The organism is Streptomyces sp. L7 (assembly GCF_050990935.1).
Lineage (GTDB): Bacteria > Actinomycetota > Actinomycetes > Actinomycetales > Microbacteriaceae > Leifsonia.
The window spans coordinates 984570-1008447 of the sequence record NZ_CP194644.1 but is presented as its reverse complement, the minus strand read 5'-3'; the positions used below and the strand labels follow the sequence as shown (position 1 = coordinate 1008447).

Genomic DNA, 23878 nt, shown 5'->3' with positions numbered 1-23878 from the left:
TTCATGCCGGAGCTGAGTCCGGCCGGCTCTGCGCCGGCCCCGGTCGCGGTCCATGTCGGCGACTGGGGCTGGCGTCACGCCGGCCGCAAGGGCTGGGCGGTCCGCGGGCTGAGCCTGTCGATCGAGCCGGGGGAGCGGGTGCTGCTGCTCGGCGCGTCGGGCGCGGGCAAGTCGACTCTGCTGGCCGGGCTCGCCGGGGTGCTGGGCGGCGACGACGACGGCGAGGCGGAAGGCGACCTCCGCGTCGACGGTCGGCATCCCGCGCAAGCGCGCGGCCGATCCGGGCTGCTGCTGCAGGACCCGGACGCGCAGGTGATCCTCGCGCGTGTCGGCGACGACGTGGCGTTCGCGTGCGAGAACCTCGGCGTCCCGCCCGACGAGCTGTGGACTCGCGTGCGCTGGTCGCTGGAGGCGGTCGGGCTCGACCTCCCGCTCGACCGCTCGACCGCACAGCTCTCCGGAGGCCAGAAGCAGCGGCTGGCGCTGGCCGGCCTGCTCGCGATGCGGCCGGGTCTGCTCCTGCTGGATGAGCCGACCGCGAACCTCGACCCCGGCGGCGCGCAGGAGGTCAGGGACGCCGTGTCCGCCGTGCTTGCGCGGACCGGTGCGACACTCATCGTCGTGGAGCACCGGGTGGCCGTCTGGCGGGACCTGGTGGACCGCGTCATCGTGCTGGACGCCGCGGGCGGCGTGCTCGCAGACGGCGCTCCGGAGGCGGTGCTCGCCGACACCGCGGGCCGGCTGCGGGAGGCCGGCGTCTGGCTGCCCGATGAGCCCGTGCCTGCCGCGCGCCCTGTCGCGCCGGGGGCGCCGTTGCTGGAGGCCCGCTCGCTCGCAGTAGGGCGATCTCCACTGTTCTCCCGCCGTAGCCCGCGGAAGCGCGCCGAGCGCGGCGGCGACCTGCTGGCGCATGCGCTCCCGTTCCGGGCGGACGTCGCGATCGCGGAAGGCTCCGCACTGGCGCTCACCGGCCCGAGCGGGGTCGGCAAGTCGACACTGGCGCTCACGGTCGGCGGCCTGATGCCGGCCCTGGGCGGAACCCTCGCCGCCGCGCCCGCGCTGGCGGGCGGCGCAGGCTCCGATCCCGGCGCCTGGCGTTCGCGCGAGCTGCTGACGCGCGTCGGCACCGTCTTCCAGAACCCCGAGCACCAGTTCATCGCCTCCACGGTGCGCGACGAGCTCGCCGCCGGGCCGCGCGCGCTCGGGCTCGCGCCGGAAGAGCTCGCCGAGCGCACCGAGCACCTCCTGGAGGCGCTCGGGCTCGCCGTACTCGCGGACGCGAACCCGTTCACGCTCTCCGGCGGCCAGAAGCGCCGTCTCTCGGTCGCGACCGCACTTGCGACGCGCCCCCGCCTCCTCATCCTGGACGAGCCGACCTACGGCCAGGACGCGAACACCTGGCGCCGGCTCGTCGAGCTGATCGCCGGCCTGCGCGACGAGGGGCACGCCGTCGTCGCCGCCACCCACGACGCCGAGTTCGCCGCGGCCATCGGCGCCGGCGAGCTGCGCCTCGAAAGCCGGCGGGAGGCGATCGCATGAGCATCGCCGAACCCGTCCGCAGCGGCCCGCTCGCCACGCTCAACCCGGTGTCCAAGCTGGGCGCCGCGCTGATCGTCACCGCGGTGCTGCTGGTCTCCATCGACCCGGTCTCGGCCGGCGTCGCCCTCGGGCTGGAGCTCGTCCTGCTCTGCTTCGCCGGCATCCCGGCACGTGTGCTGTTCGTCCGGACCTCGCCGATCCTGATCGCGGCGCCGCTCGCAGGACTCACCACCGTGCTCTACGGCCGGACCGCCGGGACGGTCCACCTGCACTGGTGGGCGATCGAAGTCAGCGACGGCTCCCTCCAGCTCGGGCTCGCGACCTTCCTGCGCGTTCTGGCGATCGGACTGCCGGCCGTCCTGCTGTTCGTGACCATCGACCCGACGGATCTCGCCGACGGCCTGGCGCAGCTCCTCAAGCTGCCCGCGCGCTTCGTGCTCGGCGGGCTCGCCGGCCTCCGGCTGGTCGGGCTCTTCGTGGACGATTGGCGCGCACTGACGCTCGCGCGTCGTGCGCGCGGCGTGGCGGAGTCGGGGGCAGTGCGCCGTTTCCTCGGCCAGTCGTTCTCGCTGTTCGTGCTCTCGATCCGCCGTGGGTCCAAGCTCGCGACGGCGATGGAAGCGCGCGGCTTCGGAGCGCCTGTCGCCCGCACCTGGGCGCGCCCCTCGGTGTTCCGCGGGCGGGACTGGGTGGCGCTGGCTGTCGCCCTGCTGGTGGCGGGCACGGCGGCGGCGGTGGCGATCGCAGTGGGGAGCTGGAATGTCCTGGGATCCTGACGAGCCGTCCGATGCGCCCGAGTTCTGCGAGCTGCTCGGGGCGGTCGCGGACGCGATGGACGCGACCGGGCGAGAGGCGCCTCCCGTCGTGCTCATCGACGGCCCGAGCGGGGCGGGGAAGAGTTCCCTCGCCGACCTGCTCGTGCGGCACTGGCCCGGCGCGGACGCCCCCCGCTTGATCCGGATGGACGACCTGTACCCGGGCTGGGACGGACTCCTCGCCGCGAGCGACGCGCTGGCCGGCGGCCTCCTCGAACCGCTCGCCCTCACCGGGCACGGACGCTGGCGGCGCTGGGACTGGGCGGGCGAGTGCCCGGCCGAATGGCACGACGTGGCAGGCAGGGCGCCGGTCATCGTGGAAGGCTGCGGCACGCTCGCCGCCGCCAACGTCCGCTGGGCGCACCTCGCGATCTGGCTGGACGCCGACGACGCCCTCCGCAAGGCGCGCGCGCTCGACCGCGACGGCGCGACGTTCGCGTCGCACTGGGACCACTGGCAGTCCGATTTCGAGGAGTACCTGGCCCGCGAAGACCCGCGGAGCCGCGCCGACGTGGTGCTGGACGTCACCGACTGGCCGATCGGCTCTGCACCCCGGCCGACCTCCGGGTCTACGGTGGTGCCATGAGCGAGACATCCCAGCCGGATCCTGAGTACATCGTCGAATACGCCGACGGCCCCCTCGTGGGGACCGCCGAGCGGCGCTACCTGGTCGGCGGCAAGGTGGACGAGCGGATCGGCGCGGTGGCCGCGGTCGAGGGTCTCGAGTCGCTGTTCTGGTACGTCGCCGGCGAGGAGCGCACTCTCAACGGCGAGCGTCACGTCTCGTACCATTTCGACGCTCCCGACAGCGACCCGGTCGAGGCCGACAAGGACGAGGAGTCGCTCTAGCGGCTCGACACGGATGCCCCGGGAGTCGAAGACTCCCGGGGCATCGTTCGTCCGCGTTCCGCGGATCAGCTCTGCCGACGGGCCGTCCTGCGTCGTGCGGTCATGAGCGCGAGCCCGGTTCCGGCGATCGCGAGGAGGCCGGCCAGCGGCGCGAGCCAGCTCAGCACGTCGCTCCCGGTGTCGGCCAAGGGCGGGTCGGCCGAGGGAGGGTTCGCGGCCGGAGGGTTCGCCGCGGGCGGGTTCGCCGCGGGCGGGTTCGCCGCGGGCGGGTTCTCGACAGGCACGCGGAGGGCGTCGACCACGGCGGTGGACTCCGCCGAGCGGACGGCCGCCCCGGCCGGGCCGGTCGCGTCGGCCGTCGCCGTGTTGGTGATGCTGCCCGCGGCGTAGTCGGCGTCGGTCGACTGGTAGTCCGCGGTGCAGGTCAGTGCGGCTCCCGCTGCCAGGGTGACGTCAGCCGGGCACGTCACGGTCAGCGGGCCCCCGCTGCCGGAGAAGCTCTGCTCGGTGATCCCGACGGCGGTCAGGGTCACGTTCCCGGTGTTCGTCACCACGAAGGAATAGGCGATCGGCTGCCCGGCGCCGGAGATGGTGGTCGGATCGGCCTTCTTGTCGAGCGTGAGGCCCGGCGACTGATCGGCGGTCACGACCGCTGTCGCGGGCATGCTCGCCACATTGCCCATCGTGGCGTCCAGGCCGGTGGCGACGGCCGTGTTCGAGAGGGTTCCCGCGTCGACGTCGGCGGCGGTGACGTCGTAGGTCGCGTTGCACTCCACGGTGGCGGCCGGCGCCAGAGTCGTGGTCGGGCAGTCCGGTGTCGGGGCGGTACCCGTCCCGGTGAAGGCCACCTCGGTGACGTCGACGCCGGTCAGGGTCGTGTTGCCGGTGTTGGTCACCGTGAAGGTGTAGCGGACCGTGTCGCCCGCCGTCGCGATCGTCCCGGGGCTCGCCGTCTTCGTCAGCGTCAGGGACGCGGCCCGTGGTGCGTTCGTGAAGGTGCAGACCACGGACGGAGACTCACCGGAGTAGGTCGCCAACGCGAAGGAGACGGTCGTGCCGGTGCCGGTGATGGGGAACTGCGGGTTGCCCGGGTTGAGCGTGTCCACACAGGTGTACGTCGAGACGTACTGCGCCATGTTCGTGGTTCCCATCGCGGATTCGCTGGCCGTGTACGTGTCGCCGTACCGGGCGAGGGCAGGGCCGGCTCGGAGGACGCGGCCGTCCGGCGACTGCTGGAGCCCGGTCGCGGTTCCCGCGGTGACCGCCGCGGCGGGAAGGCTCACCGTGGGGCCAGTGACGTGCAGCGCGAACTGGTCGGTCGGGTTCACCCGCGCGACGACGTTCTTCTGCGCGCTGACGGCGGGCGGGAAGGCGCAGCTCGCCAGATCGACGATGCCGACCCCTCCCGGTCCGGTCAGCGACGCGGGGAGCGGAGTCAGGCTCCCGTCCAGCGAACCCGTCCCCGGGTCGATGGAGAAGACGCCGTTGGTTCCGCCCTGGCTCAGGTAGAGCGTCCCGTTGCCGTCGAAGGCGATCCCGTTGACGGCCGCTCCGCCGGGGACGGCGAAGATGCTCAGGAGCGATGGGAAGAGCGTCGCCGCCTGCGGGGCGGTCTGCGGCAGCGGAGCGCTGAGCGCCTCGAGCGTTCCGCCCGCCGTCGAGGACGCGACGAGGTAGAGGTTGCCGCCGCCGTCGAACGCGATGTCGCCGTTGGTCTGACCGGCGACGGCCGGGAAGGTGACCAACGGGTTCGGGCTGACCAGCTGATCGGTCGTCGTGTCGAAGCCCCAGAGCTGACCGGTGACGCCGTCGGTGCCGACGTCGCCGAAGTAGTAGATCCCGGTCGTCGGGTCCACGGCGCCGGCCGTGACGCCGGAGCCGGGCGCCGGCTTGCCCGGGTACGACGTCCAGGCGCCCGTTGCGGCGTCGTAGCCCTGCACGACCGTTCCGTTGTCGGAGGCCTGGAAGGCGGCGGTCCCGCCGATCGCGATGCCGAGCCCGTTCGGGGAGACGCCGGAGATGGTGGTGGAGGACTCGACGCTCGCGGCGAGTTGTGCGCCGCCTACCGACGAGCCGTCGATGCCTACCAGGTCGGCGGAATCCGGGACCCCCGTCGCCGCCGGCACGACGCCGTAGAACGTGCTGCCGGAGCAGTCGAGCGCTCCGGCTGCGGTCGCCGGGCCCGCGGGACCGGAGGTCGCGGCGAGCGACACCAGGACTCCGACGACCGTCGCGAGGATCAGTCCGGGCCGAACCGCGCGTTTCGCGGCGTTCGCGGATGTGGGCATCGCCACCCTTTCGTTTCGTTGCGTCAGCGCGCATCGCGGGAGGCGAGTCGCGTGAGGGGTTTATAGCAACGAGGGCGGGGTGACATCCCGCGGAGACGGAGGGCGATATCCCCGGGAAGCAGGGGGATTCCGCGTGCTACGGCCGGCGACGCTCGGCAGGGAGGGGCCGAGGGTCGCCAGGATTCACCCGCGCCTTAACGCGGCAGAAGCGGACGGAGGGAGAGCTCGCACCCGGATTCAGGGGTTCCGGTATCCGCGGATCAGGCCCAACCGAGCTCGTGCAGCCGGTCGTCGTCGATGCCGTAGTAGTGCGCGATCTCGTGCACGAGCGTCACGTGGATCTCGTCGCGCAGTTCGTCCTCGTTCGCGCAGAAGGCCAGCAGCGGCTCGCGGTAGAGGATGATGCGGTCCGGCATCTCGCCGAAGCCGTAGGCGTCGCGCTCGGTCAGGGCGACACCGTCGTAGAGGCCGAGCAGGTCGAGGGAGCCGTCCTCCGGGCGGTCCTCGACGACGAACACGACGTTGTCCAGTCCGTCCACCATCTCGTCGGGGAGTTCGTCGAGCTCGTCCGTGACGAGGCTCTCGAACGCGTCTGCGTCCAGGTGCAAGGGCATCGTCACCAGGCCCCGGCGACGGCGGCGTGGAGGCCGATCGTGCGTTTCGCGCGTCCGCGGCCGAAGCCGCGCGCCGTGGCCACCGCGAACCGCGCGCCGCGGATCGTGTGAACGACAGAGGGGACGGGGGCCGGGCCGGTGCTCACCTGGGCGAGTCTACCGGCGCGGCCGCCGTCCCCTCTGTTCTGGAACTGTCGGACCTGGCGTCGAGGTGCCGAACCGGCTCAGTACCAGTTCATGGCCTGGGAGTGGCTCCACGCGTTGCACGGGGTGCCGTACGAGCCCTTGATGTACGAGAGGCCCCACTTGATCTGGGTGGTCGCGTTGGTCGCCCAGTCGCTGCCGAACGTCGCCATCTTGCTGCCGGGCAGCGCCTGCGGGATACCGGTCGCGCCGCTGCTGCCGTTGGAGGCCTGGTAGTTCCAGCCGGACTCCTTGGACCAGAGGCTGTCGAGGCACTGGAACTGGTCGGCGCCCCAGCCGTAGGAGCTGGCCATGATGGACTGCGCGGCGGTACGCGCACCGTTCGGCGTATTCGCGTTCGCCTGGGTGGCTGCGGCAGCGGCGGCTGCTGCTGCGGCGGCTGCGGCGGCCTTCTGGTCGGCGGCCACACCGGCGGCGGCGAGGGCCGTGGTGGCGGCGTCGGTGGTGTCGATCGTCGTCGAGCTTCTTGAAGTCGCCGAGCCCGGCGATCGCGGTCTTCGCGGCGGTCGCGTCCGCCTTGGCGGCGTTCGCCTGGACGGTGGACTCCGCCTTGGTGAGGCTCTGCTGGGCGATGCCCTCGAGGCGGTCGCGCCAGAGCTTGTCGTAGACGCCGAGCTGGTCGTGGTGGATCCCGGTGGACTGGGACAGTTCGCGGGTTGCGCGTTCACTCTCCTGCTGCTGCGCGACCATCGGGGCGACGATGCTGGCCGACATGATGATCGCGGCGGCGCCGGTGAGGACGCGGCCGAACGAGAGGTTGGAGGAGCGGACGACGTGGCTGAGAGTGCTGAGCATAGGGTTCCTGGATCGGGCTTCCCCGCCCAGCCGCGCGGCATCCCGGAGGGAGGCGCGCGGCTGAGAGCGCTCCCGGGGAGAGCGCTCGGACGGGCTGGCAACCGCGCCGGCACGCACGGAAGCGCCACTGGACCAGTGGTCCCGAGGCGCGGCGTTCGGCGCGGGTGTGCCGCACCGGGTTTTCGGGGGTGACGTCCGGGGTTCGGGGGTTGGACGCCGGGGCGCAGCACGGACGGCGTTCACTGCCGTCGATCGACCACGCTAGGCGCCTACTCTGGACGACTCGGGCACAAACGCTGGCAAAGTCGTGTGCGTGCCCCCTCGCGGCTCCGTCCCGAGGGGCTCCCGGAGCCGGAACCTGACAGTGCGGTGTGCGTCGGTCGGCCGGTCAGCCGCCGAACGCGGCGTGGTCGCGCTCGTCCGCTTCCTCGGCCTCCGTCTCGGCTGCCGCCATGCGATTGTCGGTGACCCAGATCATCCCGATCAGCATTGCGAGAGCGACGACGCCCATGCTGAGGAACACCGCGGGAATCCCGAAGAACTGGGCGATCACGCCTGCTGCTGCGGCCCCGAGCGGCATCGTCCCCCACGCGAGCAGGCGATACGCGGAGTTCAGCCGACCGAGCAGCCGCTGCGGCGTCACACGCTGCCGGAGCGACACCGTGATGACGTTCCAGATCGAGACGGTGACACCGCCGAGGAGGAACCCGGCGCCGATGATGTACGGGTTCGTGGTGAACGCCGGTGTGGCGACAGTCAGCAGCGAGCCGAGGACCGTGAGGGTGAGCGCTCGCGCCCGGCCCAAGAGCCGTTCGGCGGGCTCGGCGAGGAATGTCCCCAGGACGCTGCCGAGCGCCGAGGCGGTGAGCAGCAGCCCGTAGCCCGGGTCGGTGAGGTTCATCGCGGAGGCGGGGCCGACCGCGTACAGCACGAATACGTGAACACGGCGCTGCTGGCGAAGTTGAATCCGCCCACCATGACCGCGAGCGTGCGCAGCAGTGTGCTGCGGCGCAGGAACCGCAGCCCTTCCGCGATGTCGGCGCGCATGGTGGTGGTGCGTGGATGGTCGGTGGTGAAGCGTCCGCGGACGAGCAGCAGGATCGCGATCGCTGCGACCCAGAGCAGCACGGGCGTCCCGAAGGCGAGCCCGATCCCGGCTGCGACCAGCAAGCCGCCGAGCGGAGGGCCGATGAACTGGTTGGTGGTGAGCTCGGCCGCGTAGAGGCGGCCGTTGGCCCGGGACAACGCGGGCTTGCTCACGAGCTGCGGGAGGATCGACTGCGACGACGTGTCATAGACGGTCTCGGCCACGCCGACGCAGATCGCTTCGGCGTAGAGCATCCAGATCGACCCGGCGCCCGCGACGGCCGCGATCGTGAGGAAGCCGAAGAACGCCGCCCGCGCGATGTTGGCCACGAGCATCAGCCGGCGCCGGTCGAACCGGTCGGCGAGCGCGCCCGCAAGGAGCGCGAACACCAGCCACGGCAGGGTGAACGCGAACGTGAGGCCGGCGATGAGCGCGGGGGAGTCGGTGTAGCGGATGGCCACCAGCGGCAGCGCGACTTTCATCACGCCGTCGGCGAGGTTGGAGAGGGCCGACGACGTCCAGAGCGTCCAGTAGCGCGAGCCGAGCGGCGCGGAGGCCGCGCGTTCCGATGTCACGTGGTCCAGCCTGGCATGAGGATTGAGAAACCTCAATCGACATGAAGAAACTCAATTGGGCGGGTATCCTCGGGGTATGTCCGCCCCGACACCCTCCGACTCGTCGTCCCCCGCCCAGACGCCTGAGGAGGCCGCGCGCGGCGTGCCCGGCCCGTCCGCCGACCCGGATGCCAAGCGGCGCCCGGCCACCGTCGCGGAGGTCAAGGCGTTGTCGCATCCGCTGCGGGTGCGCATTCTGCGCCTGTGCGGCGACCATGAATTGACCAACAAGCAGCTCGCCGACCGGCTGGGGGAGGACGCCGGCACGGTCTACTACCACGTCCGCCAGCTCGTGGGCGCGGGCTTCCTGGAGCCGGCGCCGGTACGATCGGGAGAGAGCGGGGCGCTGGAGAAGCCGTACCGCTCGACCGGGCGGAGCTGGTGGCTGTCGATGGCGCTGGAGGAGCAGGACTCCAGCCGGACCGTGGCTCCGATGGAGGCTTTCCAGCAGGAGCTCGCGGAGGCGGGCCCGGCCTCCATCGCGACGTTCGCGAGGTTCTCGTTGCACTTGTCGCCGGAGGATGTCGCGGAGCTGGACCGCCGCATCGTGGCGGTCATCGACTCGTATGTCGAGACGGACCACGAGCGCAGCCACCTGCCAGCGCACGGCGGCATCTTCGTACTCCACCGAAGCGCGGAATGAAGAAAGGCACGCTGCCGAAACAGCGTGCCTTTCGTGTTGGGGTGAGTAACGGGGCTTGAACCCGCGACCTCCTGGACCACAACCAGGCGCTCTACCAGCTGAGCTATACCCACCATGTTCCGCGAGCGGTCCGGGTCATCTGCGATGGCCGTTCCGCGCGAGGCAACTCATCGATTCTAATACATCCGGGCGGCCCATTTTTCCACCACGCCCGCGGCCGCTTCCTGGGTCTGCTCGGTGGTGGGTCCCGGCTCGCCCACGAAGGCCGCAGCGCGGTAGTAGTCGAGTTCGCGGATGGATTCGAGGATGTCGGCGAGCGCGCGGTGGCCGCCGTTCTTCTCGGGGGCGTTGAAGTAGATGCGCGGGTACCAGCGGCGTGCCAGTTCCTTGATGGAGGAGACGTCGACGTTGCGGTAGTGGAGGTGGTTGTCGAGGCGCGGCATGTACTTGGCGAGGAACATCCGGTCGGTGCCGATGGTGTTGCCCGCGAGCGGCGCGGTGCGGGCCGTCGGCGCGTACTTGAGGACGTACTCCAGCACCTCGTACTCGGCTTCGGCGAGGCTTTTGCCGTCCGGGATCTCCTCGATGAGGCCGGAGGTGGTGTGCATCTCGCGTACGAAGTCGTTCATGTTGGCGAGCGCGGAGGCGTCGGGCTTGATCACGATGTTGAGCCCCGGGTCGAGCACGTTCAGCTCGAAGTCGGTGATGACCACGGCGATCTCGACGAGCTCGTCGACCTCGAGGTCGAGTCCGGTCATTTCGCAGTCGATCCAGACCAGTCGATCACTTGAGGCAGCCATGCCCGCAAGTCTAGTGCGGGCCTCCGACCATCCGCGGCTGTCCGGGGACGAGGGCCTGGCTGCGCACGGGCAGCGCCTCCGGGAGCTTGGGGCTGAGCCCGTCGCCGGAGGAGATCCCGCGCAGGCGCCGGGCCGCCCACGGGATCGCGTGCACCCGCAGCCAGGTGCGCAGCGGGAGGTCGTCCGGAGGGGTGGGGGCCTCCGCCGCGGTTCCGGCGCGCGCGGCGGTCCCCTCGGCGGGAGCGGTCTCCGCGTAGGGTACGCCGAGCGCGTGGGCGGCGTGCGACGCGAGCAGCCGGTGCCCGCGCGAGCTGAGGTGGACGCGGTCGGCGCCCCACATGGCCGGGTCGCGGAACTCGCGCACGCCCCAGACGTCCAGCACGACGGCGTGGTGGTCGCGCGCGATGCTCCAGATGTTCGCGTTGAAGACCGCGGCGCGCCCGCGGAACGGCTTGAGGAAGAACGCGAACTGCGGGTCGAAGAGGTTCGCCAGCAGCACCGTCGTCCCGCGCTCCCGCAGCATCCGCACCCCGTCGGAGAGCCGCTCGGCGAGCGCGTCCGGGTCGGCGGTGGGATTCATCAGGTCGTTGGCGCCGACCAGCACCGACACCAGGTCGGGCTGCAGCGCGAGCGCGCCGGGCACCTGTTCGCCGACCACGTCCGCGATCCGCCGGCCGCGCACGGCGAGGTTGGCGAACTCCACGGTCGCGCCGGAGAGCCGCGCGTCGCCGTCGAGGATGCCGGCGAGGCGGTCGGCCCAGCCGAGCCAGGCGCCGGGCCGTGCGGGCGCGGGATCGCAGAGCCCCTCGGTGATCGAGTCCCCGAGGGCCACGTAACGTGTGTAGGCGGTCCTGCTCACGCCCCGATTGTCGGTCGCCGCGGTGACGCGCGGGTGACGCGCCGGGCGCTGTCGCGGGATGGTCGCCGGGAATTCGCCGGACGTACACTGGTCGACGTGGATGCGACACCCGCCGTTGACCGTCCCGTCACCCGGGAGGTCGGCCTCACCCTGTACACGTCCGCCTTCTGCGAGCCGTGCATGCAGACGCGCGCGGTGCTCGCCGAGGCGGTGCGCCTGGTCCCCGGGCTGCGCGTGACCGAGCGCGATGTGGCCCGCGACCCTGCGCGTGCCGAGTCGGACGGCATCCGATCGACACCGACCGTGATCGTGCTCGGCGGGGACGGCGCCGAGGTCTTCCGGGCGGAGGGCGTGCCGACGCTGAACCAGGTGCTGGTGGCGGCGGCGCGGGCCCTCTGACCACGTCGCGAGCGCAGATCGCGAATTCACATTCGGCACGAATGTGGCGAATGGCGACGCCAAAGGCGACATTCGGTCCGAATCGCGACTTGGTGAGCGTGTGGTGCCCCCGGCAGGAATCGAACCTGCGACCAAGAGATTAGAAGGCTCCTGCTCTATCCGCTGAGCTACGGGGGCGCGGCCTCCACGATACCGTAGCCGCCCCGCCCTACAGCCTCGCCCCGGCCTTCCCCGCCCGGTTCACGATCGCGATCACCGGCCGCCGCCCGCGCAGCCCGAACCGCAGCCGCAGGCTGGCGTTCCGCGCGATCATCAAAGCGACGACGACCGCGGCCGCCGCCGGCACCAGTCCCGAGATGGCCATCGCGATGTGCGGCCCGACGGCCTCCACCACCCAGCCCATCAGCGGGCCGCCGATCGCCTGGCCGCCGAGCAGCACCAGGATGTACAGCGAGATGACGCGGCCGCGGATCTGGACGTTCGACGACATCTGCACCAGCGAGTTCGCCGCCGTGATGAAGAGCAGGTTCCCGACGCCGATCCCGACCAGCAGCACGCTGAAGGCGATCTGGTCCGGCGCCAGTCCCGCGAGCGCCTGGACGATCCCGAGGGCCGCGGCCGTGCCCACCACCATCGACAGACGCACCGACGTGCGGCGCGTGGAGGCCAGTGCACCGGCGAGCGCGCCCGCGGCGACGAGCGCGTTGAACATCCCGTAGCCCCGTGCCCCCACGTCGTACACGTTGTTGGCGTAGGCGGCCAGGAACACCGGCATGTTGAACGCGAAGACCGCCAGCACCGCGACCATCACCACGGTCCAGAAGATGACCGGCTTGCGGCGCACGTATCGCATCCCCTCGGCGAGCTGGCCCTTGCCGCGCGGCGCCGCCGGGGAGTGGTGCAGTTCGCTCGTGCGGAGGCTGAGCAGCGCACCGACCACGGCGAGGCACGCGGCCGAGTTGATGACGAAGGACCAGCCTCCACCCACCGCGGTGATCAGGATGCCGCCGAGCGCCGGACCGATGAGGCCGCCGAGCTGGAAGATCGAGGAGTTGAGGCTGATCGCGTTGCGGAGGTACTTCGGGCCCACGAGTTCGTTGACGAAGACCTGGCGTGCGGGGTTGTCCACGACGGTGACGAGCCCGAGCACGAACGAGATCGCGTAGACGTGCCAGACCTGAACGGCGTGGGTGAGGGTCAGCGTCGCGAGCAGCGCGGCGAGCGCGGCCGCCGCCGACTGCGTGCAGACCAGCAGTCGCTGCTTGGAGTACCGGTCGGCGATCACACCGCCCCACAGCCCGAACAGCAGCATCGGCGTGAACTGCATGAACACGGTGACGCCGACTGCGGCGACGCTGCCGGAGAGCTGCAGCACCAGCCAGTCCATCGCGATGCGCTGCATCCAGACGGCGGTGTTGGCGACGAGGTTGCCGGCGGCGAAGCGGCGGTAGTTGGTCACGCGCAGCGAGATGAAGGTCTCGCGCCATGGCGGACGTGCGCTGAGCACGGGCATCGGGCCGGTGGGAGGGGCTGCTGCTGTGGAGTTCGCCACGAGTCGTTCCTGCGTTCCTGGTTCCGTATGGTCTGTTCTTGTCCTCCTTCAACCGTACGTAATCGGCGGTATTCTTTGAGCGAATTGAAGCTATAACTCCCATTGGCTTTCCGAATAACTGCCGCGAACGGAGCATCCGATGTTCGACCCCGTCCTCCTGCGCACGTTCCTCGCGGTGGTCGACACGCGCTCCTTCACCCGCGCGGCCCAGCGGCTCGGCATCAGCCAGCCGACCGTCAGCCAGCACGTCCGGAGGCTGGAGCAGGCCGCCAAGCGCCAGCTCGTCTCGCGCGACACCAGGGAGGTCCGGCTGACCGACAACGGCGACGCGATGGCCGAGTTCGCCCGCGCGATCCTCGCCGCGCACGCCGAGGCGGAGAGCTACTTCAGCGGGTCGGCGATGCGCGGGCGACTCCGGTTCGGCGCGGCCGACGACCTCGCGATCACGACCCTCCCGCGCATCCTCCGGCATTTCCGGCAGCAGAACCCGCAGGTCAACCTCGAGCTCACCGTCGACCAGTCCGGTCCGCTGCACCGCCGGCTGCAGGCCGGCCACCTCGACCTCATCTTCATCAAGCAGAACCCCGGCACCACCGACGGGACGGTGGTCGCGACGGACGAGCTGGTCTGGATCGGCCAGGAGAAGACGGCGCTGGAGCCCGATCAGCCGGTGCCGCTGATCGCCTACCAAGGGCCGAGCCTCAGCAGGCAGATCACGATCGAGGCGCTGGAGGCCGTGGGTCGCACCTGGCGGATCACTTGCAACACCCGCGAGGTCAACGGTGTCCTCGCCGCCGTCCGCGCGGGCCTCGGGGTCGCGGTGTTCCCGCGGTCCCTCATCCCCACCGACCTCATCAAGGTCACCAACCGGTTCGGCCTCCCGGAACTCGGGCATGTGGACTTCACGCTGCTGTCGAACCCGTCGGCGGCGCGCGAGCCGGTGGAGGCGCTCACCACCGCCATCCTCGCCCGGGCGGTCACCCGGGTGCCGTGATCCCGCCTCAGCCCACAACCGGGATGCGGTCCGGGTCGGGAGGCCGCACGCCGCCGTCGGCCGAGCGCTGCCGGAGCAGCAGAGCCACGACCGGGAAGATCAGCACCGACAGCATCCCGGCGCCGACCAGGGCCGTCGCGGTCCCGGAGGTCAGGTCGTGGTCCTTCACGCCGATGTTCGTCACGGCGACGATGATCGGCAGCCCGGTCGCGCTGAACAGCGTGAGTGACGCCCGGTCGGCGACCGTCGAGCCGCGCGGGGCGGCGAGCGAGCCGGGGAGGCCGCGCACGATCAGCAGCAGCACGAGGAAGATCGGCAGCAGGAGCAGGGCGTGCGGGTCGCCGAGGAGCCCGCGCAGGTCGAAGGTGATCCCCGTCTCGATGAAGAAGACCGGGACGAGGACGCCGAACGCCACGGCCTCCAGCTTCGTCTCGATGAGCTTCGCGTCCTCCTCGGCCGCCCCGGAGAGCAGCACGCGGACGACGACGCCCGCGGCGAACGCGCCGAGCAGCATGTCCAGCCCGAGCGCGAGGCTCAGCCCGACCAGCGCGGCGACGGCCAGCACGACGACGCGGACGGCGAACTGCCCGCTGGTGTGCAGGGTGGCGCGCACGAGCGCGTGGAACCGCTCGTGGCCTCCCCGCGCCGCGAACCACACTGCGCCGGCCGCGACGACGGCGAACGCGATCAGCACCAGGGCGGCGGCGAGCGGCCTCCGTCCGGACAGGAACAGCGAGATGGCCAGCAGCGGCCCGAACTCGCCGACGGCGCCGACAGCCGTGACGGCGAGGCCGAACGGGGTGCGCAGCTCGCCGGCGTCGCGCAGCATCGGCGTGAGCGTCCCGAGCGCGGTCGAGCACAGCGCGATCCCGACATAGACGCCGGCGATCGCGGTCGGGGCGAGCAGCACTCCGAGCAGCACCCCGGCCACCAGCGAGACGACCCAGCCGAGGGAGGCCCGGCGCAACGGCCGGCCGCGGATGGCGTGGAAGTCGATCTCGTTCCCTGCCATGAAGAACAGGAAGGCGAGGCCGAACTGACCGACCGCGTGCAGCGCGTCCGACGCCGGAACCCAGCCCAGCACACTCGGTCCGGCCAGGATTCCGAGCACGATCTCGAACACCACGAGCGGGATCTTCGCCACCCTCCCCACCGCCGAGGCGACCAGGGCGGCGACGACGGCCAGCAGCGGCACGAGCACGATCGTTCCGACGAGCGGGTTCATGCGGCCGATGCTAGAGCGAGCGCCTGGCGCGCGGGGAGTTCACACGGACGAAATCCGCGCCCAGTATCGTGGCAGCATGCGTGAACTCCAGGCCAGGATCATCGATGAGCTGAACGTGACGCCGAGCGTCGACGCCGCGGAGGAGGTCGCCGAGCGCGTCGACTTCCTCGTGCGCTACCTGAGGGCGACCGGCGCGTCCGGGTTCGTGCTCGGCATCAGTGGCGGCCAGGACTCCTCCCTCGCCGGCCGGCTCTGCCAGCTCGCGGTCGAGCGCCTCGCCGTGGAGGGGGTCGAGGCCGAGTTCATCGCGGTGCGCCTGCCGTACGGCGTCCAGCACGACGAGGAGGACGCGCAGCTCGCGCTGTCGTTCATCCGGCCGCAGCGCACCATCGAGTTCAACATCAAGCGCGGCGTGGACGGGGTGGACGCCGAGTTCGGCGACGCCGTCGGCGAGGCGATGACCGACTTCAACAAGGGCAACGTGAAGGCGCGCGTGCGGATGGTGGCGCAGTACGCCATCGCCGGCCAGCACCGACTGCTCGTGGTCGGCACCGACCACGCGGCCGAGGCCGTGACCGGTTTCTTCACCAAGTACGGCGACGGGGGCGCCGACGTGCTCCCGCTCAGCGGCCTCACCAAGCGGCAGGGCCGCGCGCTGCTGGAGCACCTGCAGGCGCCCGCACGTCTCTACGAGAAGCCGCCGACCGCCGACCTCCTCGACCTCGACCCGGGCCAGACCGACGAGGCCAACCTGGGCATCCGGTACAGCGACATCGACGACTTCCTCGAGGGCCGCGACGTCGCGGAGGAGATCGCGTCGGCGATCGAGACGCGCTACCTGGCGACCGAGCACAAGCGCCGGGTGCCGGCGAGCATGTTCGACGATTGGTGGACGACGCGCGGCGACTACAGCCGCTGAGCTCCCGCCTCCTCAGCACGCAGAAGGGGCGCCGACCGGATGGTCGGCGCCCCTTCTGTCGTGGTGAGGCTCGGGTGCGCGGGGTCAGCCGACAGGCTGACCGAAGCGCGGGTCGGGGGTGGTGTCGTTCTCGTCGCCGGACGCGGCGAACGCGGACACCGGGAGCGGGGTCTCGTCGTTGGCGCCGCCCGTGGTGGGGTAGTTGGCGGACGTGAAAGCGGAGTCGCTGTGCGCCGCGGGGGCAGCCGAGTGGGGAGCGGTCGCCGCCGGAGCGCCGGCCGCGGGGGTGTAGGTCGCGGCCGGGACCGTCTCCTCCGTCGCGGCGTCCGGCGCCGTGTACTGCTGGTGGTGCTGCTGCGCCACCCAGGCGTCCTGCTGGGCCACCAGCGAGGTGCTCGGGTCCGCGCTCTCGAAGCGCCAGCGCTCGAGGTCGCCCTGGAAGATGCGGCGCGCGCGGCTCGGCTTGTTCTGCCACTCGATCAGCCGGTCGCGGAACTCCGCGACGGCCGGGTCGAGCTGGTAGCCGAAGGTCGCGGACGCGCGCTTCATCTCGGCGAGCTGGTGCCCCGCCCAGTTGGCGGCGATGCCGGAGCCCTTGATCGGCAGGAGCCGCACGAGGATGTCGGCCTGGCCGACGGCGCGGTCGGAGAGCACCTGCTCGGCCGGAGTCAGCGAGTTCCAGACGGACGCCTCGGTCGCCGCGTCGACGAGCGCGGCGATCGCGCTGGCCTTCTGCTGACGATCGGTGCGCGACAGGAGTCCACGGAGGGCGCCGCGCGCGATCCACGCGGCGAGAAGACCGGAGACGATGACGGCGATCGCGAGGACCGCCGCGTTGAAGACCGCGGGCCGCGCGGCCGATGAGTTGAGCCAATCGACGAAGTCATTCCACCACTGCATGCGGTGATGCTAGCGGGGCGGACCGTTCCGGCCGGGCAGCGGCGGCGCTGTGTCGCGCATCCCGTTGCGAAGCTCGCGGAGGGTCGCTGCCGTAGCAGAATGGGGGTCGGACCGATCGAAGGGATGGACCGATGCAGACTTTCGTCCTCGCCGGCGGGTGCTTCTGGTGCCTCGACGCCGTCTACCGCGTGCTCCGCGGCGTGCAGGACGTGGTGTCCGGCTATACCGGAGGCACCGCCGTGGACCCGAGCTACGAGGAGGTGTGCACCGGTGCGACCGGGCACGCCGAGGCGGTCGCAGTGACGTTCGACCCGGAGGTCGTCCCGGCGGAGGTGATCCTGGACGTCTTCTTCACGCTGCACGACCCGCGGCAGCTCAACCGGCAGGGCGCCGATGTCGGCTCCCAGTACCGGTCGGCGATGTTCTTCGACGGCGAGGAGCAGCGCACGCTGTTCGAGGCCGCGCGCGAACGGGCGTCCGAGTACTGGGAGGGCGGAATCGTGACCACGATCGAGCCGCTCGGGACGTTCTACCGCGCGGAGGACTACCACCAGGACTTCTTCGCCAAGAACCCGGGTCAGGGTTACTGCCTGGCAGTCGCGCTGCCCAAGGTGAACAAGATCCGGGCGTCCTACGCGCAATACGTGACCGCCTGACGCGTGCCGCGTTGTCCTCCACAGGCTGACCGTTTCGCGTGTTCTCCACGGATCTCCGTTTTCGCGGCGGTGCAGCTTCCGGTTCGGCCATCGTTGACCCACGGCCTCACGGGAGGTCGCGGAAACGGGGGAGGACATGGCGGAGACGGTGACGGTACGAGGCACCGTGGCGACGAGACCGCGGCACGTCGAACCGGAGGCGGGCGCGGCGATCACGAGCTTTCGGCTCGTGACGAACGACCGGAGGCGCGAACGGCGCTCGGGGGTGAGCGATGCGGGGGTTCAGTCCAACTGGTTCACGGTCACCGCGTTCGACGAGCTCGCGGTGAGCGCGGCGGCGTGCATCGCGTGCGGCGACCCGCTTGTGGTGGCCGGGAGGCTGTGCGTGCGCGATTGGGAGGGTGAACAGCTCGGCGTGACGGTCGAGATCGAGGCGGAGGCGATCGGGCACGATCTGAGCTGGGGCCGCAGCGAATTCACGCGCCGCATGGCCGCTCTCGACCTGCCGGGCGGGGGCGACGGCGAGTCGGAGCCGCCTTCGGGGTTGCCGGAGACGCCCGGAAGTCGGAGGAATCCCCGAGGCGCCGGGCCCTAGGGTGTACAGCATGAGAGCGCCCGCCCGACCTGCCGCCGTCCTGCTCGCGGGTGCGGCGGTCGCGTCGGCGCTGCTCCTGAGCGGGTGCGCCGGGGCTCGTCCTTCGGCGACGACCGATCCCGCGCCGCGCACGACAGCCTCGGACTCGGCGACGCCGACGCCCACGCCGACCGCGAGCGCGGCGCCGGCGCTCATCCCCGGCGGCACGGCGGAGCAGAACCTGCCGTACTTCGACAAGGTCAACAAGGGGACGATCGCTGCCAAGCCCGCCGCGCAGGGGCGCGACTTCATCGACGCGCTCGTCGCCGCCGGGTTCGCCAAGTCGGACATGGAGCTGACGCCGGACACGACCACGATCGGTCTGAAAGCACCGTCGATCCAGTTCTCGGTCCAATTCGGAGCGAGTTGTGTGATCGGCCAGTACGGGGCGGACTCCGGCGGCTACACCAGCCTCACGAGCCCCACCCTCGCGACCGGAGGCTGTCTGATCGGCCAGACCCGGCCGATCGACTGGTAGTTCCCGGTATCCTCGTACAGGGCTTCGAGCCCGGCGAGTCCGAGACAGGGAGTACAGGAACAGAGTGGCCGAATACATTTACTCGATGGTCAGGGCCCGCAAGGCCGTCGGTGACAAGGTGATCCTCGACGATGTGACCATGGCGTTCCTGCCGGGCGCCAAGATCGGCGTCGTCGGACCGAACGGCGCAGGTAAGTCGACCATCCTGAAGATCATGGCCGGCCTCGACACCCCGTCCAACGGCGACGCCAAGCTGTCGCCCGGGTACACGGTCGGCATCCTCATGCAGGAGCCGAAGCTGGACGAGAGCAAGACCGTCCTCGAGAACGTCCAGGAGGGCGTCGGCGAGATCAAGGACAAAGTCGACCGGTTCAACGAGATCTCCGGGCTGCTGGCCGACCCGGACGCCGACTTCGACACGCTGCTCGCCGAGATGGGCACCCTCCAGGAGCAGATCGACGCCGCCGACGCGTGGGACCTCGACTCGCAGCTCGAGCAGGCGATGGACGCCCTGCGCTGCCCGCCGGGGGACTGGCCGGTCAACACGCTCTCCGGTGGTGAGAAGCGCCGCGTGGCGCTCTGCAAGCTCCTGCTGCAGAAGCCCGACCTCCTGCTCCTCGACGAGCCGACCAACCACCTCGACGCCGAGAGCGTGCTCTGGCTCGAGCAGCACCTCGCCAAGTACCACGGCGCCGTGCTCGCCGTCACCCACGACCGGTACTTCCTCGACCACGTGGCCGAGTGGATCGCCGAGGTCGACCGCGGTCACCTCTACCCCTACGAGGGCAACTACTCGACCTATCTCGAGAAGAAGCGCGACCGGCTCGAGGTGCAGGGCAAGAAGGACGCCAAGCTGGCGAAGCGGCTCTCGGACGAGCTCGACTGGGTCCGCAGCAACGCCAAGGGCCGTCAGGCCAAGTCCAAGGCGCGTCTGGCGCGTTACGAGGAGATGGCGGCCGAGGCGGAGCGGACCAGGAAGCTCGACTTCGAGGAGATCCAGATCCCGCCGGGGCCGCGCCTCGGCCAGATCGTCATCGACGCCAAGAACCTCGAGAAGGGCTTCGGCGACCGCGTCCTGATCGACGGCCTCAGCTTCACGCTGCCGCGCAACGGCATCGTCGGCGTCATCGGCCCGAACGGCGTCGGCAAGACGACGCTGTTCAAGACGATCGTCGGGTTGGAGCCACTCGACGGCGGCGACCTGAAGGTCGGCGAGACCGTGCAGATCTCCTACGTCGATCAGACCCGTGGCGGCATCGACCCGAACAAGAACGTCTGGGAGGTCGTGTCCGACGGGCTCGACTACATCCAGGTCGGCAAGACCGAGGTGCCGTCGCGCGCCTACGTCTCCACCTTCGGATTCAAGGGACCGGACCAGCAGAAGAAGTCGGGCGTCCTCTCCGGCGGTGAGCGCAACCGGCTCAACCTGGCACTGACGCTCAAGCAGGGCGGCAACCTCCTGCTGCTCGACGAGCCGACCAACGACCTGGACGTCGAGACGCTCTCCAGCCTGGAGAACGCCCTGCTCGAGTTCCCCGGCTGCGCGGTGGTCATCACCCACGACCGGTGGTTCCTCGACCGCATCGCGACGCACATCCTCGCCTACGAGGGCACTGAGGAGAACCCGTCCGACTGGTACTGGTTCGAGGGCAACTTCGAGGCGTACGAGGAGAACAAGGTCCAGCGCCTCGGCGCCGACGCCGCGAAGCCGCACCGGTCCGCGTACCGCAAGCTCACGCGCGACTGACGCCGTCATGCGTCTGCACGTTCCGATCAAGCTCCGCTGGAGCGACCTCGACGCTTACGGCCACGTGAACAACGCCGCGATGCTGCGCCTCCTGGAGGAGGCGCGCATCGAGGCGTTCTGGTCGAGCGACGAGCACGCCGTCGGCGGCTCGACGGCGGTGCTCGACGGCCGGCCCGGCGCCGACACGCTCACGCTGATCGCGCGGCAGGAGATCGAGTACCTCGCCCCCATCCCGTACCTGCGGCAGCCGCTGGACGTGCAGCTCTGGCTCGGCAGGCTCGGCGGCGCGAGCCTGGAGGTCAACTACGAGGTGTGGTCGCCGGACGGCGCAGACCCGCGCACGCTGTTCTCACGCGCTGCGACCACGATCGTGCTGGTCGACGCCGCCACCGAGCGCCCGCGCCGGATCAACGACCACGAGCGCGATGCCTGGACGCCCTATCTCGACGATCCCGTCCAGTTCACCAAACGCTGAGCACGTCGCCGCCGCCGATGCCCACGCCAGGTCGACGTAAACGCCCCTAAGACGCTGGTTCAGGGGCATTGGCGTGCCCCTCGGCGGTGAGGCGTCACTGGGTGACGGTGACCTTGTCGCCGGAGACGCTCGCCGTCAGCTTCGTCAGCGGCGTGCTCGCGGGACCGTTGATGACGTCCCCGGTCGTGCCGTCGAACACCGAGCCGTGGCACGGGCAGTCGAACTCGCTGCCCTGCGGGGCGACGGTGCAGCCCGCGTGCGTGCACACCGCGCTGAACGCGACCACCGTGCCGGCCGACGGCTGCGAGACGACGATCGGCGTCGAACCGAGCTGCGCGGAGACGGCGCCGCCGACCGGGATCGAAGAGAGAGCGACGGTGGCCGTGCCGCCGTTCCCGTTCCCCGATCCGTCGCCTGACGCACCCGAGCCCTGCGGCGTGCAGCCCGCCAGCAGCAGCGCCCCGCGCCTGCTGCGGACACGCCGCCGATCTGGACGAGAGTGCGGCGCGTCAGCGGCGCGGTTTCGGTCATCGTGGATCCTCCCGGTCGGCAGTGCTTTCTCCTAGGTTAGGCACGGGAGGCTGTCGGCTTTCGTTTCATCCATGGAGTTCTGAACTTTTCCCACACCGTCTCCGTGGTTAGTGCAGGAGGTGACCATGCCGGATGAGGACGCGCGCCTGCTGCGGGAGCTGCACGACCAGCACGCGCAGGCGGTCTGGCGTTACGTCGTCCATCTCACCGGCGACCGAGCGATGGCCGACGATGTGGTGCAGGAGACCCTGCTGCGCGCCTGGCGCAAGCCCGCTGTGCTGGATCAGACGCAGCAGTCCGCCCGCGCCTGGCTGTTCACAGTCGCCCGCAATATCGTCATCGACGACAAGCGCAGCGCGCACGCGCAGCACGAGTTCGGCACCGACACCCTCCCGGAGCGCCCGTCGTCGCCGGACGACGGCGCCGACGCCGTCCTCGACGCCTGGCTCGTCTCGGACGCGCTCGCCGAGCTCTCGGACGAGCATCGGGCGGTGATCGTCCATGCGTACTACGGCGGCAGATCCATCGCGGAGATCGCCCGGGAGCTGGAGATTCCGGAGGGCACGGTCAAGTCGCGGCTGCACTACGGACTAAGGGCCATGCGGCTCGCGCTGCAGGAGAGAGGGGTGACGGAGCGATGAACCACGACGAGTTCGCCACCTGGGACGCCGCGTACGTCCTCGGCGCGCTCGCTCCTGCCGAGCGCAAGGAGTTCGAGGAGCATCTGCGCGAGTGCGGGCGCTGCTCGGCCGCGGTCGCCGAGCTCGCGGGTATGCCGGGTCTGCTCGGCCGGGTGCCCCGGGAGCAGGCGTTCGCACTGCTCGACGAGGAGGCGCCGCAGGACGCCGGGCTCGGCGCCGAGGTGCTCCCGTCGCTGCTGGACGCCGCCCGGCGGCGCAGGAGGCGGTCGCGCTGGCTGGTGGGCGGTCTCGCCGCTGCGGCGGCGGCCGTGCTCGTGGGGGCCATCGCGATCGCCGTCCCTGCGTTGGAGCCCGGCGCCCCCGCGGGCACGAGCGTCGCGATGGAGCAGGTCGAGCCGAGCGCACTGTCCGCCGACCTCCACCTCACCTCGGAGCCGTGGGGTACGCGGATCGACTCGCGCTGCGCGTATGCCAAGGTCGGCGGCGACGGCGGTCGCACCTGGACGTATGCGATGGTCGTCACAGACCGGTCCGGTCACCAGACCCAGATCTCGACCTGGAAGGCCGCGGAGGGAACCGTGGTCGAGCCGGCGGCGACCACGAGCGTGCCGCTGTCGGACATCGCGGCGATCGACATCCGCGCTGCGGGCAACGGCACCGTGCTGCTGCGCACCACGTTCGGCTGAGCCGGCACGTCGGCGTCAGTCGCGCAGCTTCGCCGCGTCCGGCACCCGGAGGGTGGCCTCCTGGGCGACGCTGGCGACCAGGCGTCCGTCGCGGCCGAAGATCCGGCCCAGCGCCAGTCCGCGGCCTCCGTTCGCGCTCGGCGACTCCTGCGTGTACAGCAGCCACTCGTCCACCCGGGCCGGCCGGTGCCACCACATCGCGTGGTCGAGACTGGCGGCCTTGAGGCCGGGGTCGCCCAGGCCACGCCGTGACGGCGCATGACCGACTCCATGATCGTGTAGTCGCTGGCGTAGGCGAGCGCTGCACGGTGAAGCGCCGGGTCGTCCGGGAGGTCGCCGATCGAGCGGAACCAGACCGCCTGGTGGGCGACGTGTGCGCCCTCGACCGACAGGTAGATGGGCGACGGAACGTGCCGCATGTCGAAGGGACGCTGGCTCGCCCAGTACTGCGCGACCGGGTGCTCGACCTCCTCCAGCGTCGCCGCCGAGCTCGGCAGCGACTCGGGGTCGGGCACACCGGCAGGCATGTCCACCTGGTGCTCGAGGCCCTCGTCGTCGTCCTGGAACGAGGCGATCATCGACAGGATCGGCAGTCCGTTCTGGTACGCCTGGGTGCGGCGGGTGGAGAACGACCGCCCGTCGTGGATGCGGTCGACAGAGAAGGTGATCGGGTAGTTGACGTCTCCGGGTCGCAGGAAGTAGCCGTGCATCGAGTGGATGCTGCGGTCGTCGGCGACCGTGCGCGTCGCCGCGACGATGGACTGCGCGAGCACCTGGCCGCCGAACACGCGGCCCAGCGGCATCCACTGGGACGGCCCGGTGAAGATGTCCTCGCTGGTGCGAGCACCGGTGTCGGTGAGGTCGAGTGCGGTGAGCAGCGATTCCAGGGGCTCTGTCACAGTGTCTCCGTCCGGGGTCTCTAGTAGCTTAGAGG

The 23878-nt window shown here is 71.0% G+C and carries 28 protein-coding genes, 2 tRNA genes and 2 pseudogenes; 16 read left to right on the top strand and 16 right to left on the bottom strand.

The window, feature by feature from the left end; all coding sequences use genetic code 11:
* Window positions 1-3 precede the first annotated feature (3 nt).
* Genes ACR5MH_RS05035 through ACR5MH_RS05020 form a run of 4 tightly spaced genes read left to right on the top strand, consistent with a single transcriptional unit; the run spans window position 4 to window position 3203 of the window.
* The gene (locus ACR5MH_RS05035) at window positions 4-1539 is read left to right on the top strand and encodes an ABC transporter ATP-binding protein (protein ID WP_431346340.1); all 1536 of its coding nucleotides are present in this window, start codon (window positions 4-6) and stop codon (window positions 1537-1539) included.
* Window positions 1536-2315 carry an energy-coupling factor transporter transmembrane component T family protein gene (locus ACR5MH_RS05030; RefSeq protein ID WP_431346341.1) on the top strand — a complete coding sequence of 260 codons (780 nt, stop codon included), beginning with the start codon at window positions 1536-1538 and terminating at the stop codon, window positions 2313-2315. The genes ACR5MH_RS05035 and ACR5MH_RS05030 overlap by 4 nt, the downstream gene beginning before the upstream one ends.
* Window positions 2299-2940 carry an ATP-binding protein gene (locus tag ACR5MH_RS05025; RefSeq protein ID WP_431346342.1) on the top strand — a complete coding sequence of 214 codons (642 nt, stop codon included), beginning with the start codon at window positions 2299-2301 and terminating at the stop codon, window positions 2938-2940. The genes ACR5MH_RS05030 and ACR5MH_RS05025 overlap by 17 nt, the downstream gene beginning before the upstream one ends.
* A complete protein-coding gene (locus ACR5MH_RS05020; RefSeq protein ID WP_433862355.1) occupies window positions 2937-3203 on the top strand; it encodes a hypothetical protein in 267 nt (88 codons plus the stop codon). The genes ACR5MH_RS05025 and ACR5MH_RS05020 overlap by 4 nt, the downstream gene beginning before the upstream one ends.
* A gap of 65 nt (window positions 3204-3268) precedes the next feature.
* Here the strand turns inward: ACR5MH_RS05020 and ACR5MH_RS05015 are convergent, their stop codons facing one another.
* The 4 genes from ACR5MH_RS05015 to ACR5MH_RS05000 form a co-directional block, all read right to left on the bottom strand.
* Entirely contained in the window at window positions 3269-5491 is a 2223-nt protein-coding gene (locus ACR5MH_RS05015) for a DUF7507 domain-containing protein (protein ID WP_433862354.1), read from the bottom strand.
* A 260-nt stretch (window positions 5492-5751) separates the two neighbouring features.
* Window positions 5752-6105, bottom strand: coding sequence for a metallopeptidase family protein (locus ACR5MH_RS05010; protein ID WP_433862604.1), 354 nt, complete (start codon window positions 6103-6105; stop codon window positions 5752-5754).
* Window positions 6106-6107: 2 nt separating this feature from the next.
* Entirely contained in the window at window positions 6108-6251 is a 144-nt protein-coding gene (locus tag ACR5MH_RS05005) for a hypothetical protein (protein WP_431346346.1), read from the bottom strand.
* A gap of 78 nt (window positions 6252-6329) precedes the next feature.
* Window positions 6330-6602, bottom strand: a complete 273-nt coding sequence (locus ACR5MH_RS05000) for a hypothetical protein (RefSeq protein ID WP_433862353.1) — start codon at window positions 6600-6602, stop codon at window positions 6330-6332.
* Between ACR5MH_RS05000 and ACR5MH_RS04995 the strand changes: the two genes are divergently transcribed.
* Window positions 6601-7296 (top strand): hypothetical protein, encoded by a 696-nt coding sequence (locus ACR5MH_RS04995; protein WP_433862352.1) that lies wholly within the window; start codon window positions 6601-6603, stop codon window positions 7294-7296. The two genes, ACR5MH_RS05000 and ACR5MH_RS04995, sit on opposite strands and share 2 nt — an antisense overlap.
* A gap of 196 nt (window positions 7297-7492) precedes the next feature.
* On the opposite strand, the gene ACR5MH_RS04990 is transcribed toward ACR5MH_RS04995, so the two are convergent.
* Together ACR5MH_RS04990 and ACR5MH_RS04985 are read right to left on the bottom strand one after the other, a co-directional pair.
* The gene (locus ACR5MH_RS04990) at window positions 7493-8035 is read right to left on the bottom strand and encodes an MFS transporter (RefSeq protein WP_431346348.1); all 543 of its coding nucleotides are present in this window, start codon (window positions 8033-8035) and stop codon (window positions 7493-7495) included.
* The gene (locus tag ACR5MH_RS04985; protein WP_431346349.1) at window positions 8002-8766 is read right to left on the bottom strand and encodes an MFS transporter; all 765 of its coding nucleotides are present in this window, start codon (window positions 8764-8766) and stop codon (window positions 8002-8004) included. The genes ACR5MH_RS04990 and ACR5MH_RS04985 overlap by 34 nt, the downstream gene beginning before the upstream one ends.
* 76 nt (window positions 8767-8842) lie before the next feature.
* Here ACR5MH_RS04985 and ACR5MH_RS04980 point away from each other — a divergent pair, with 76 nt between their 5' ends.
* Window positions 8843-9448, top strand: coding sequence for an ArsR/SmtB family transcription factor (locus ACR5MH_RS04980; RefSeq protein ID WP_431346350.1), 606 nt, complete (start codon window positions 8843-8845; stop codon window positions 9446-9448).
* A 37-nt stretch (window positions 9449-9485) separates the two neighbouring features.
* Here ACR5MH_RS04980 and ACR5MH_RS04975 read toward each other — a convergent pair.
* The 3 genes from ACR5MH_RS04975 to ACR5MH_RS04965 all read right to left on the bottom strand — a co-directional run bounded on the left by ACR5MH_RS04975 (window position 9486) and on the right by ACR5MH_RS04965 (window position 11107).
* Window positions 9486-9561 (bottom strand) — tRNA-His (locus tag ACR5MH_RS04975).
* A 63-nt stretch (window positions 9562-9624) separates the two neighbouring features.
* Window positions 9625-10248 carry an oligoribonuclease gene (gene orn / locus ACR5MH_RS04970; protein ID WP_431346351.1) on the bottom strand — a complete coding sequence of 208 codons (624 nt, stop codon included), beginning with the start codon at window positions 10246-10248 and terminating at the stop codon, window positions 9625-9627.
* 10 nt (window positions 10249-10258) lie between these two features.
* Entirely contained in the window at window positions 10259-11107 is an 849-nt protein-coding gene (locus ACR5MH_RS04965) for an SGNH/GDSL hydrolase family protein (protein ID WP_431346352.1), read from the bottom strand.
* 96 nt (window positions 11108-11203) lie between these two features.
* Here ACR5MH_RS04965 and ACR5MH_RS04960 point away from each other — a divergent pair, with 96 nt between their 5' ends.
* Entirely contained in the window at window positions 11204-11506 is a 303-nt protein-coding gene (locus tag ACR5MH_RS04960; RefSeq protein WP_431346353.1) for a glutaredoxin family protein, read from the top strand.
* 101 nt (window positions 11507-11607) lie between these two features.
* Here ACR5MH_RS04960 and ACR5MH_RS04955 read toward each other — a convergent pair.
* Both ACR5MH_RS04955 and ACR5MH_RS04950 read right to left on the bottom strand, forming a co-directional pair.
* Window positions 11608-11683: transfer RNA gene (locus tag ACR5MH_RS04955), tRNA-Arg, on the bottom strand.
* 31 nt (window positions 11684-11714) lie between these two features.
* On the bottom strand, window positions 11715-13058 hold the full coding sequence (locus ACR5MH_RS04950) for an MFS transporter (RefSeq protein WP_433862351.1): 1344 nt from the start codon (window positions 13056-13058) through the stop codon (window positions 11715-11717).
* Window positions 13059-13197: 139 nt separating this feature from the next.
* Between ACR5MH_RS04950 and ACR5MH_RS04945 the strand changes: the two genes are divergently transcribed.
* The gene (locus ACR5MH_RS04945; protein WP_431346354.1) at window positions 13198-14052 is read left to right on the top strand and encodes a LysR family transcriptional regulator; all 855 of its coding nucleotides are present in this window, start codon (window positions 13198-13200) and stop codon (window positions 14050-14052) included.
* A 7-nt stretch (window positions 14053-14059) separates the two neighbouring features.
* Here the strand turns inward: ACR5MH_RS04945 and ACR5MH_RS04940 are convergent, their stop codons facing one another.
* Window positions 14060-15277, bottom strand: a complete 1218-nt coding sequence (locus ACR5MH_RS04940; RefSeq protein WP_431346355.1) for a cation:proton antiporter — start codon at window positions 15275-15277, stop codon at window positions 14060-14062.
* A gap of 76 nt (window positions 15278-15353) precedes the next feature.
* Here ACR5MH_RS04940 and nadE point away from each other — a divergent pair, with 76 nt between their 5' ends.
* Window positions 15354-16196 carry an ammonia-dependent NAD(+) synthetase gene (nadE, locus tag ACR5MH_RS04935; RefSeq protein WP_433862350.1) on the top strand — a complete coding sequence of 281 codons (843 nt, stop codon included), beginning with the start codon at window positions 15354-15356 and terminating at the stop codon, window positions 16194-16196.
* Window positions 16197-16280: 84 nt separating this feature from the next.
* On the opposite strand, the gene ACR5MH_RS04930 is transcribed toward nadE, so the two are convergent.
* Window positions 16281-17096 carry a hypothetical protein gene (locus ACR5MH_RS04930; RefSeq protein WP_431346356.1) on the bottom strand — a complete coding sequence of 272 codons (816 nt, stop codon included), beginning with the start codon at window positions 17094-17096 and terminating at the stop codon, window positions 16281-16283.
* A 131-nt stretch (window positions 17097-17227) separates the two neighbouring features.
* On the opposite strand from ACR5MH_RS04930, the gene msrA reads away from it, so the two are divergent.
* The 5 genes from msrA (at window position 17228) to ACR5MH_RS04905 (ending at window position 21086) form a co-directional block, all read left to right on the top strand.
* Window positions 17228-17752 (top strand): peptide-methionine (S)-S-oxide reductase MsrA, encoded by a 525-nt coding sequence (gene msrA / locus ACR5MH_RS04925; protein WP_431346357.1) that lies wholly within the window; start codon window positions 17228-17230, stop codon window positions 17750-17752.
* Between the two features lie 136 nt (window positions 17753-17888).
* Window positions 17889-18347, top strand: a complete 459-nt coding sequence (locus ACR5MH_RS04920; protein WP_431346358.1) for a single-stranded DNA-binding protein — start codon at window positions 17889-17891, stop codon at window positions 18345-18347.
* 10 nt (window positions 18348-18357) lie between these two features.
* A complete protein-coding gene (locus ACR5MH_RS04915; RefSeq protein WP_431346359.1) occupies window positions 18358-18864 on the top strand; it encodes a DUF6993 domain-containing protein in 507 nt (168 codons plus the stop codon).
* A gap of 64 nt (window positions 18865-18928) precedes the next feature.
* A complete protein-coding gene (ettA, locus tag ACR5MH_RS04910; protein ID WP_431346360.1) occupies window positions 18929-20611 on the top strand; it encodes an energy-dependent translational throttle protein EttA in 1683 nt (560 codons plus the stop codon).
* A gap of 7 nt (window positions 20612-20618) precedes the next feature.
* Window positions 20619-21086 (top strand): acyl-CoA thioesterase, encoded by a 468-nt coding sequence (locus ACR5MH_RS04905; RefSeq protein ID WP_431346361.1) that lies wholly within the window; start codon window positions 20619-20621, stop codon window positions 21084-21086.
* Between the two features lie 94 nt (window positions 21087-21180).
* On the opposite strand, the gene ACR5MH_RS04900 is transcribed toward ACR5MH_RS04905, so the two are convergent.
* On the bottom strand, window positions 21181-21447 hold the full coding sequence (locus ACR5MH_RS04900; protein ID WP_433862603.1) for a Rieske (2Fe-2S) protein: 267 nt from the start codon (window positions 21445-21447) through the stop codon (window positions 21181-21183).
* A gap of 295 nt (window positions 21448-21742) precedes the next feature.
* On the opposite strand from ACR5MH_RS04900, the gene ACR5MH_RS04895 reads away from it, so the two are divergent.
* Both ACR5MH_RS04895 and ACR5MH_RS04890 read left to right on the top strand, forming a co-directional pair.
* Entirely contained in the window at window positions 21743-22258 is a 516-nt protein-coding gene (locus ACR5MH_RS04895; RefSeq protein ID WP_431346363.1) for a sigma-70 family RNA polymerase sigma factor, read from the top strand.
* Entirely contained in the window at window positions 22255-22944 is a 690-nt protein-coding gene (locus ACR5MH_RS04890; RefSeq protein ID WP_431346364.1) for an anti-sigma factor family protein, read from the top strand. The genes ACR5MH_RS04895 and ACR5MH_RS04890 overlap by 4 nt, the downstream gene beginning before the upstream one ends.
* A gap of 15 nt (window positions 22945-22959) precedes the next feature.
* Here ACR5MH_RS04890 and ACR5MH_RS04885 read toward each other — a convergent pair.
* Window positions 22960-23363 (bottom strand): annotated as a pseudogene (locus tag ACR5MH_RS04885) (acyl-CoA thioesterase).
* 201 nt (window positions 23364-23564) lie between these two features.
* Window positions 23565-23747, bottom strand: a pseudogene (locus ACR5MH_RS04880) (acyl-CoA thioesterase); the annotation flags it as partial.
* Window positions 23748-23878 lie beyond the last annotated feature (131 nt).

Bases quoted from the DNA above. Each gene is read 5' to 3' on its own strand.
- ACR5MH_RS05035 (WP_431346340.1), top strand. From the start codon at position 4: ATGCCGGAGCTGAGTCCGGCCGGCTCTGCGCCGGCCCCGGTCGCGGTC.
- ACR5MH_RS05030 (WP_431346341.1), top strand. From the start codon at position 1,536: ATGAGCATCGCCGAACCCGTCCGCAGCGGCCCGCTCGCCACGCTCAAC.
- ACR5MH_RS05025 (WP_431346342.1), top strand. From the start codon at position 2,299: ATGTCCTGGGATCCTGACGAGCCGTCCGATGCGCCCGAGTTCTGCGAG.
- ACR5MH_RS05020 (WP_433862355.1), top strand. From the start codon at position 2,937: ATGAGCGAGACATCCCAGCCGGATCCTGAGTACATCGTCGAATACGCC.
- ACR5MH_RS05015 (WP_433862354.1), bottom strand. From the start codon at position 5,491: ATGCCCACATCCGCGAACGCCGCGAAACGCGCGGTTCGGCCCGGACTG.
- ACR5MH_RS05010 (WP_433862604.1), bottom strand. From the start codon at position 6,105: ATGCCCTTGCACCTGGACGCAGACGCGTTCGAGAGCCTCGTCACGGAC.
- ACR5MH_RS04995 (WP_433862352.1), top strand. From the start codon at position 6,601: ATGATGGACTGCGCGGCGGTACGCGCACCGTTCGGCGTATTCGCGTTC.
- ACR5MH_RS05000 (WP_433862353.1), bottom strand. From the start codon at position 6,602: ATGGCCAGCTCCTACGGCTGGGGCGCCGACCAGTTCCAGTGCCTCGAC.
- ACR5MH_RS04980 (WP_431346350.1), top strand. From the start codon at position 8,843: ATGTCCGCCCCGACACCCTCCGACTCGTCGTCCCCCGCCCAGACGCCT.
- orn (WP_431346351.1), bottom strand. From the start codon at position 10,248: ATGGCTGCCTCAAGTGATCGACTGGTCTGGATCGACTGCGAAATGACC.
- ACR5MH_RS04945 (WP_431346354.1), top strand. From the start codon at position 13,198: ATGTTCGACCCCGTCCTCCTGCGCACGTTCCTCGCGGTGGTCGACACG.
- ACR5MH_RS04940 (WP_431346355.1), bottom strand. From the start codon at position 15,277: ATGAACCCGCTCGTCGGAACGATCGTGCTCGTGCCGCTGCTGGCCGTC.
- nadE (WP_433862350.1), top strand. From the start codon at position 15,354: ATGCGTGAACTCCAGGCCAGGATCATCGATGAGCTGAACGTGACGCCG.
- ACR5MH_RS04930 (WP_431346356.1), bottom strand. From the start codon at position 17,096: ATGCAGTGGTGGAATGACTTCGTCGATTGGCTCAACTCATCGGCCGCG.
- msrA (WP_431346357.1), top strand. From the start codon at position 17,228: ATGCAGACTTTCGTCCTCGCCGGCGGGTGCTTCTGGTGCCTCGACGCC.
- ACR5MH_RS04920 (WP_431346358.1), top strand. From the start codon at position 17,889: ATGGCGGAGACGGTGACGGTACGAGGCACCGTGGCGACGAGACCGCGG.
- ACR5MH_RS04915 (WP_431346359.1), top strand. From the start codon at position 18,358: ATGAGAGCGCCCGCCCGACCTGCCGCCGTCCTGCTCGCGGGTGCGGCG.
- ACR5MH_RS04905 (WP_431346361.1), top strand. From the start codon at position 20,619: ATGCGTCTGCACGTTCCGATCAAGCTCCGCTGGAGCGACCTCGACGCT.
- ACR5MH_RS04895 (WP_431346363.1), top strand. From the start codon at position 21,743: ATGCCGGATGAGGACGCGCGCCTGCTGCGGGAGCTGCACGACCAGCAC.
- ACR5MH_RS04890 (WP_431346364.1), top strand. From the start codon at position 22,255: ATGAACCACGACGAGTTCGCCACCTGGGACGCCGCGTACGTCCTCGGC.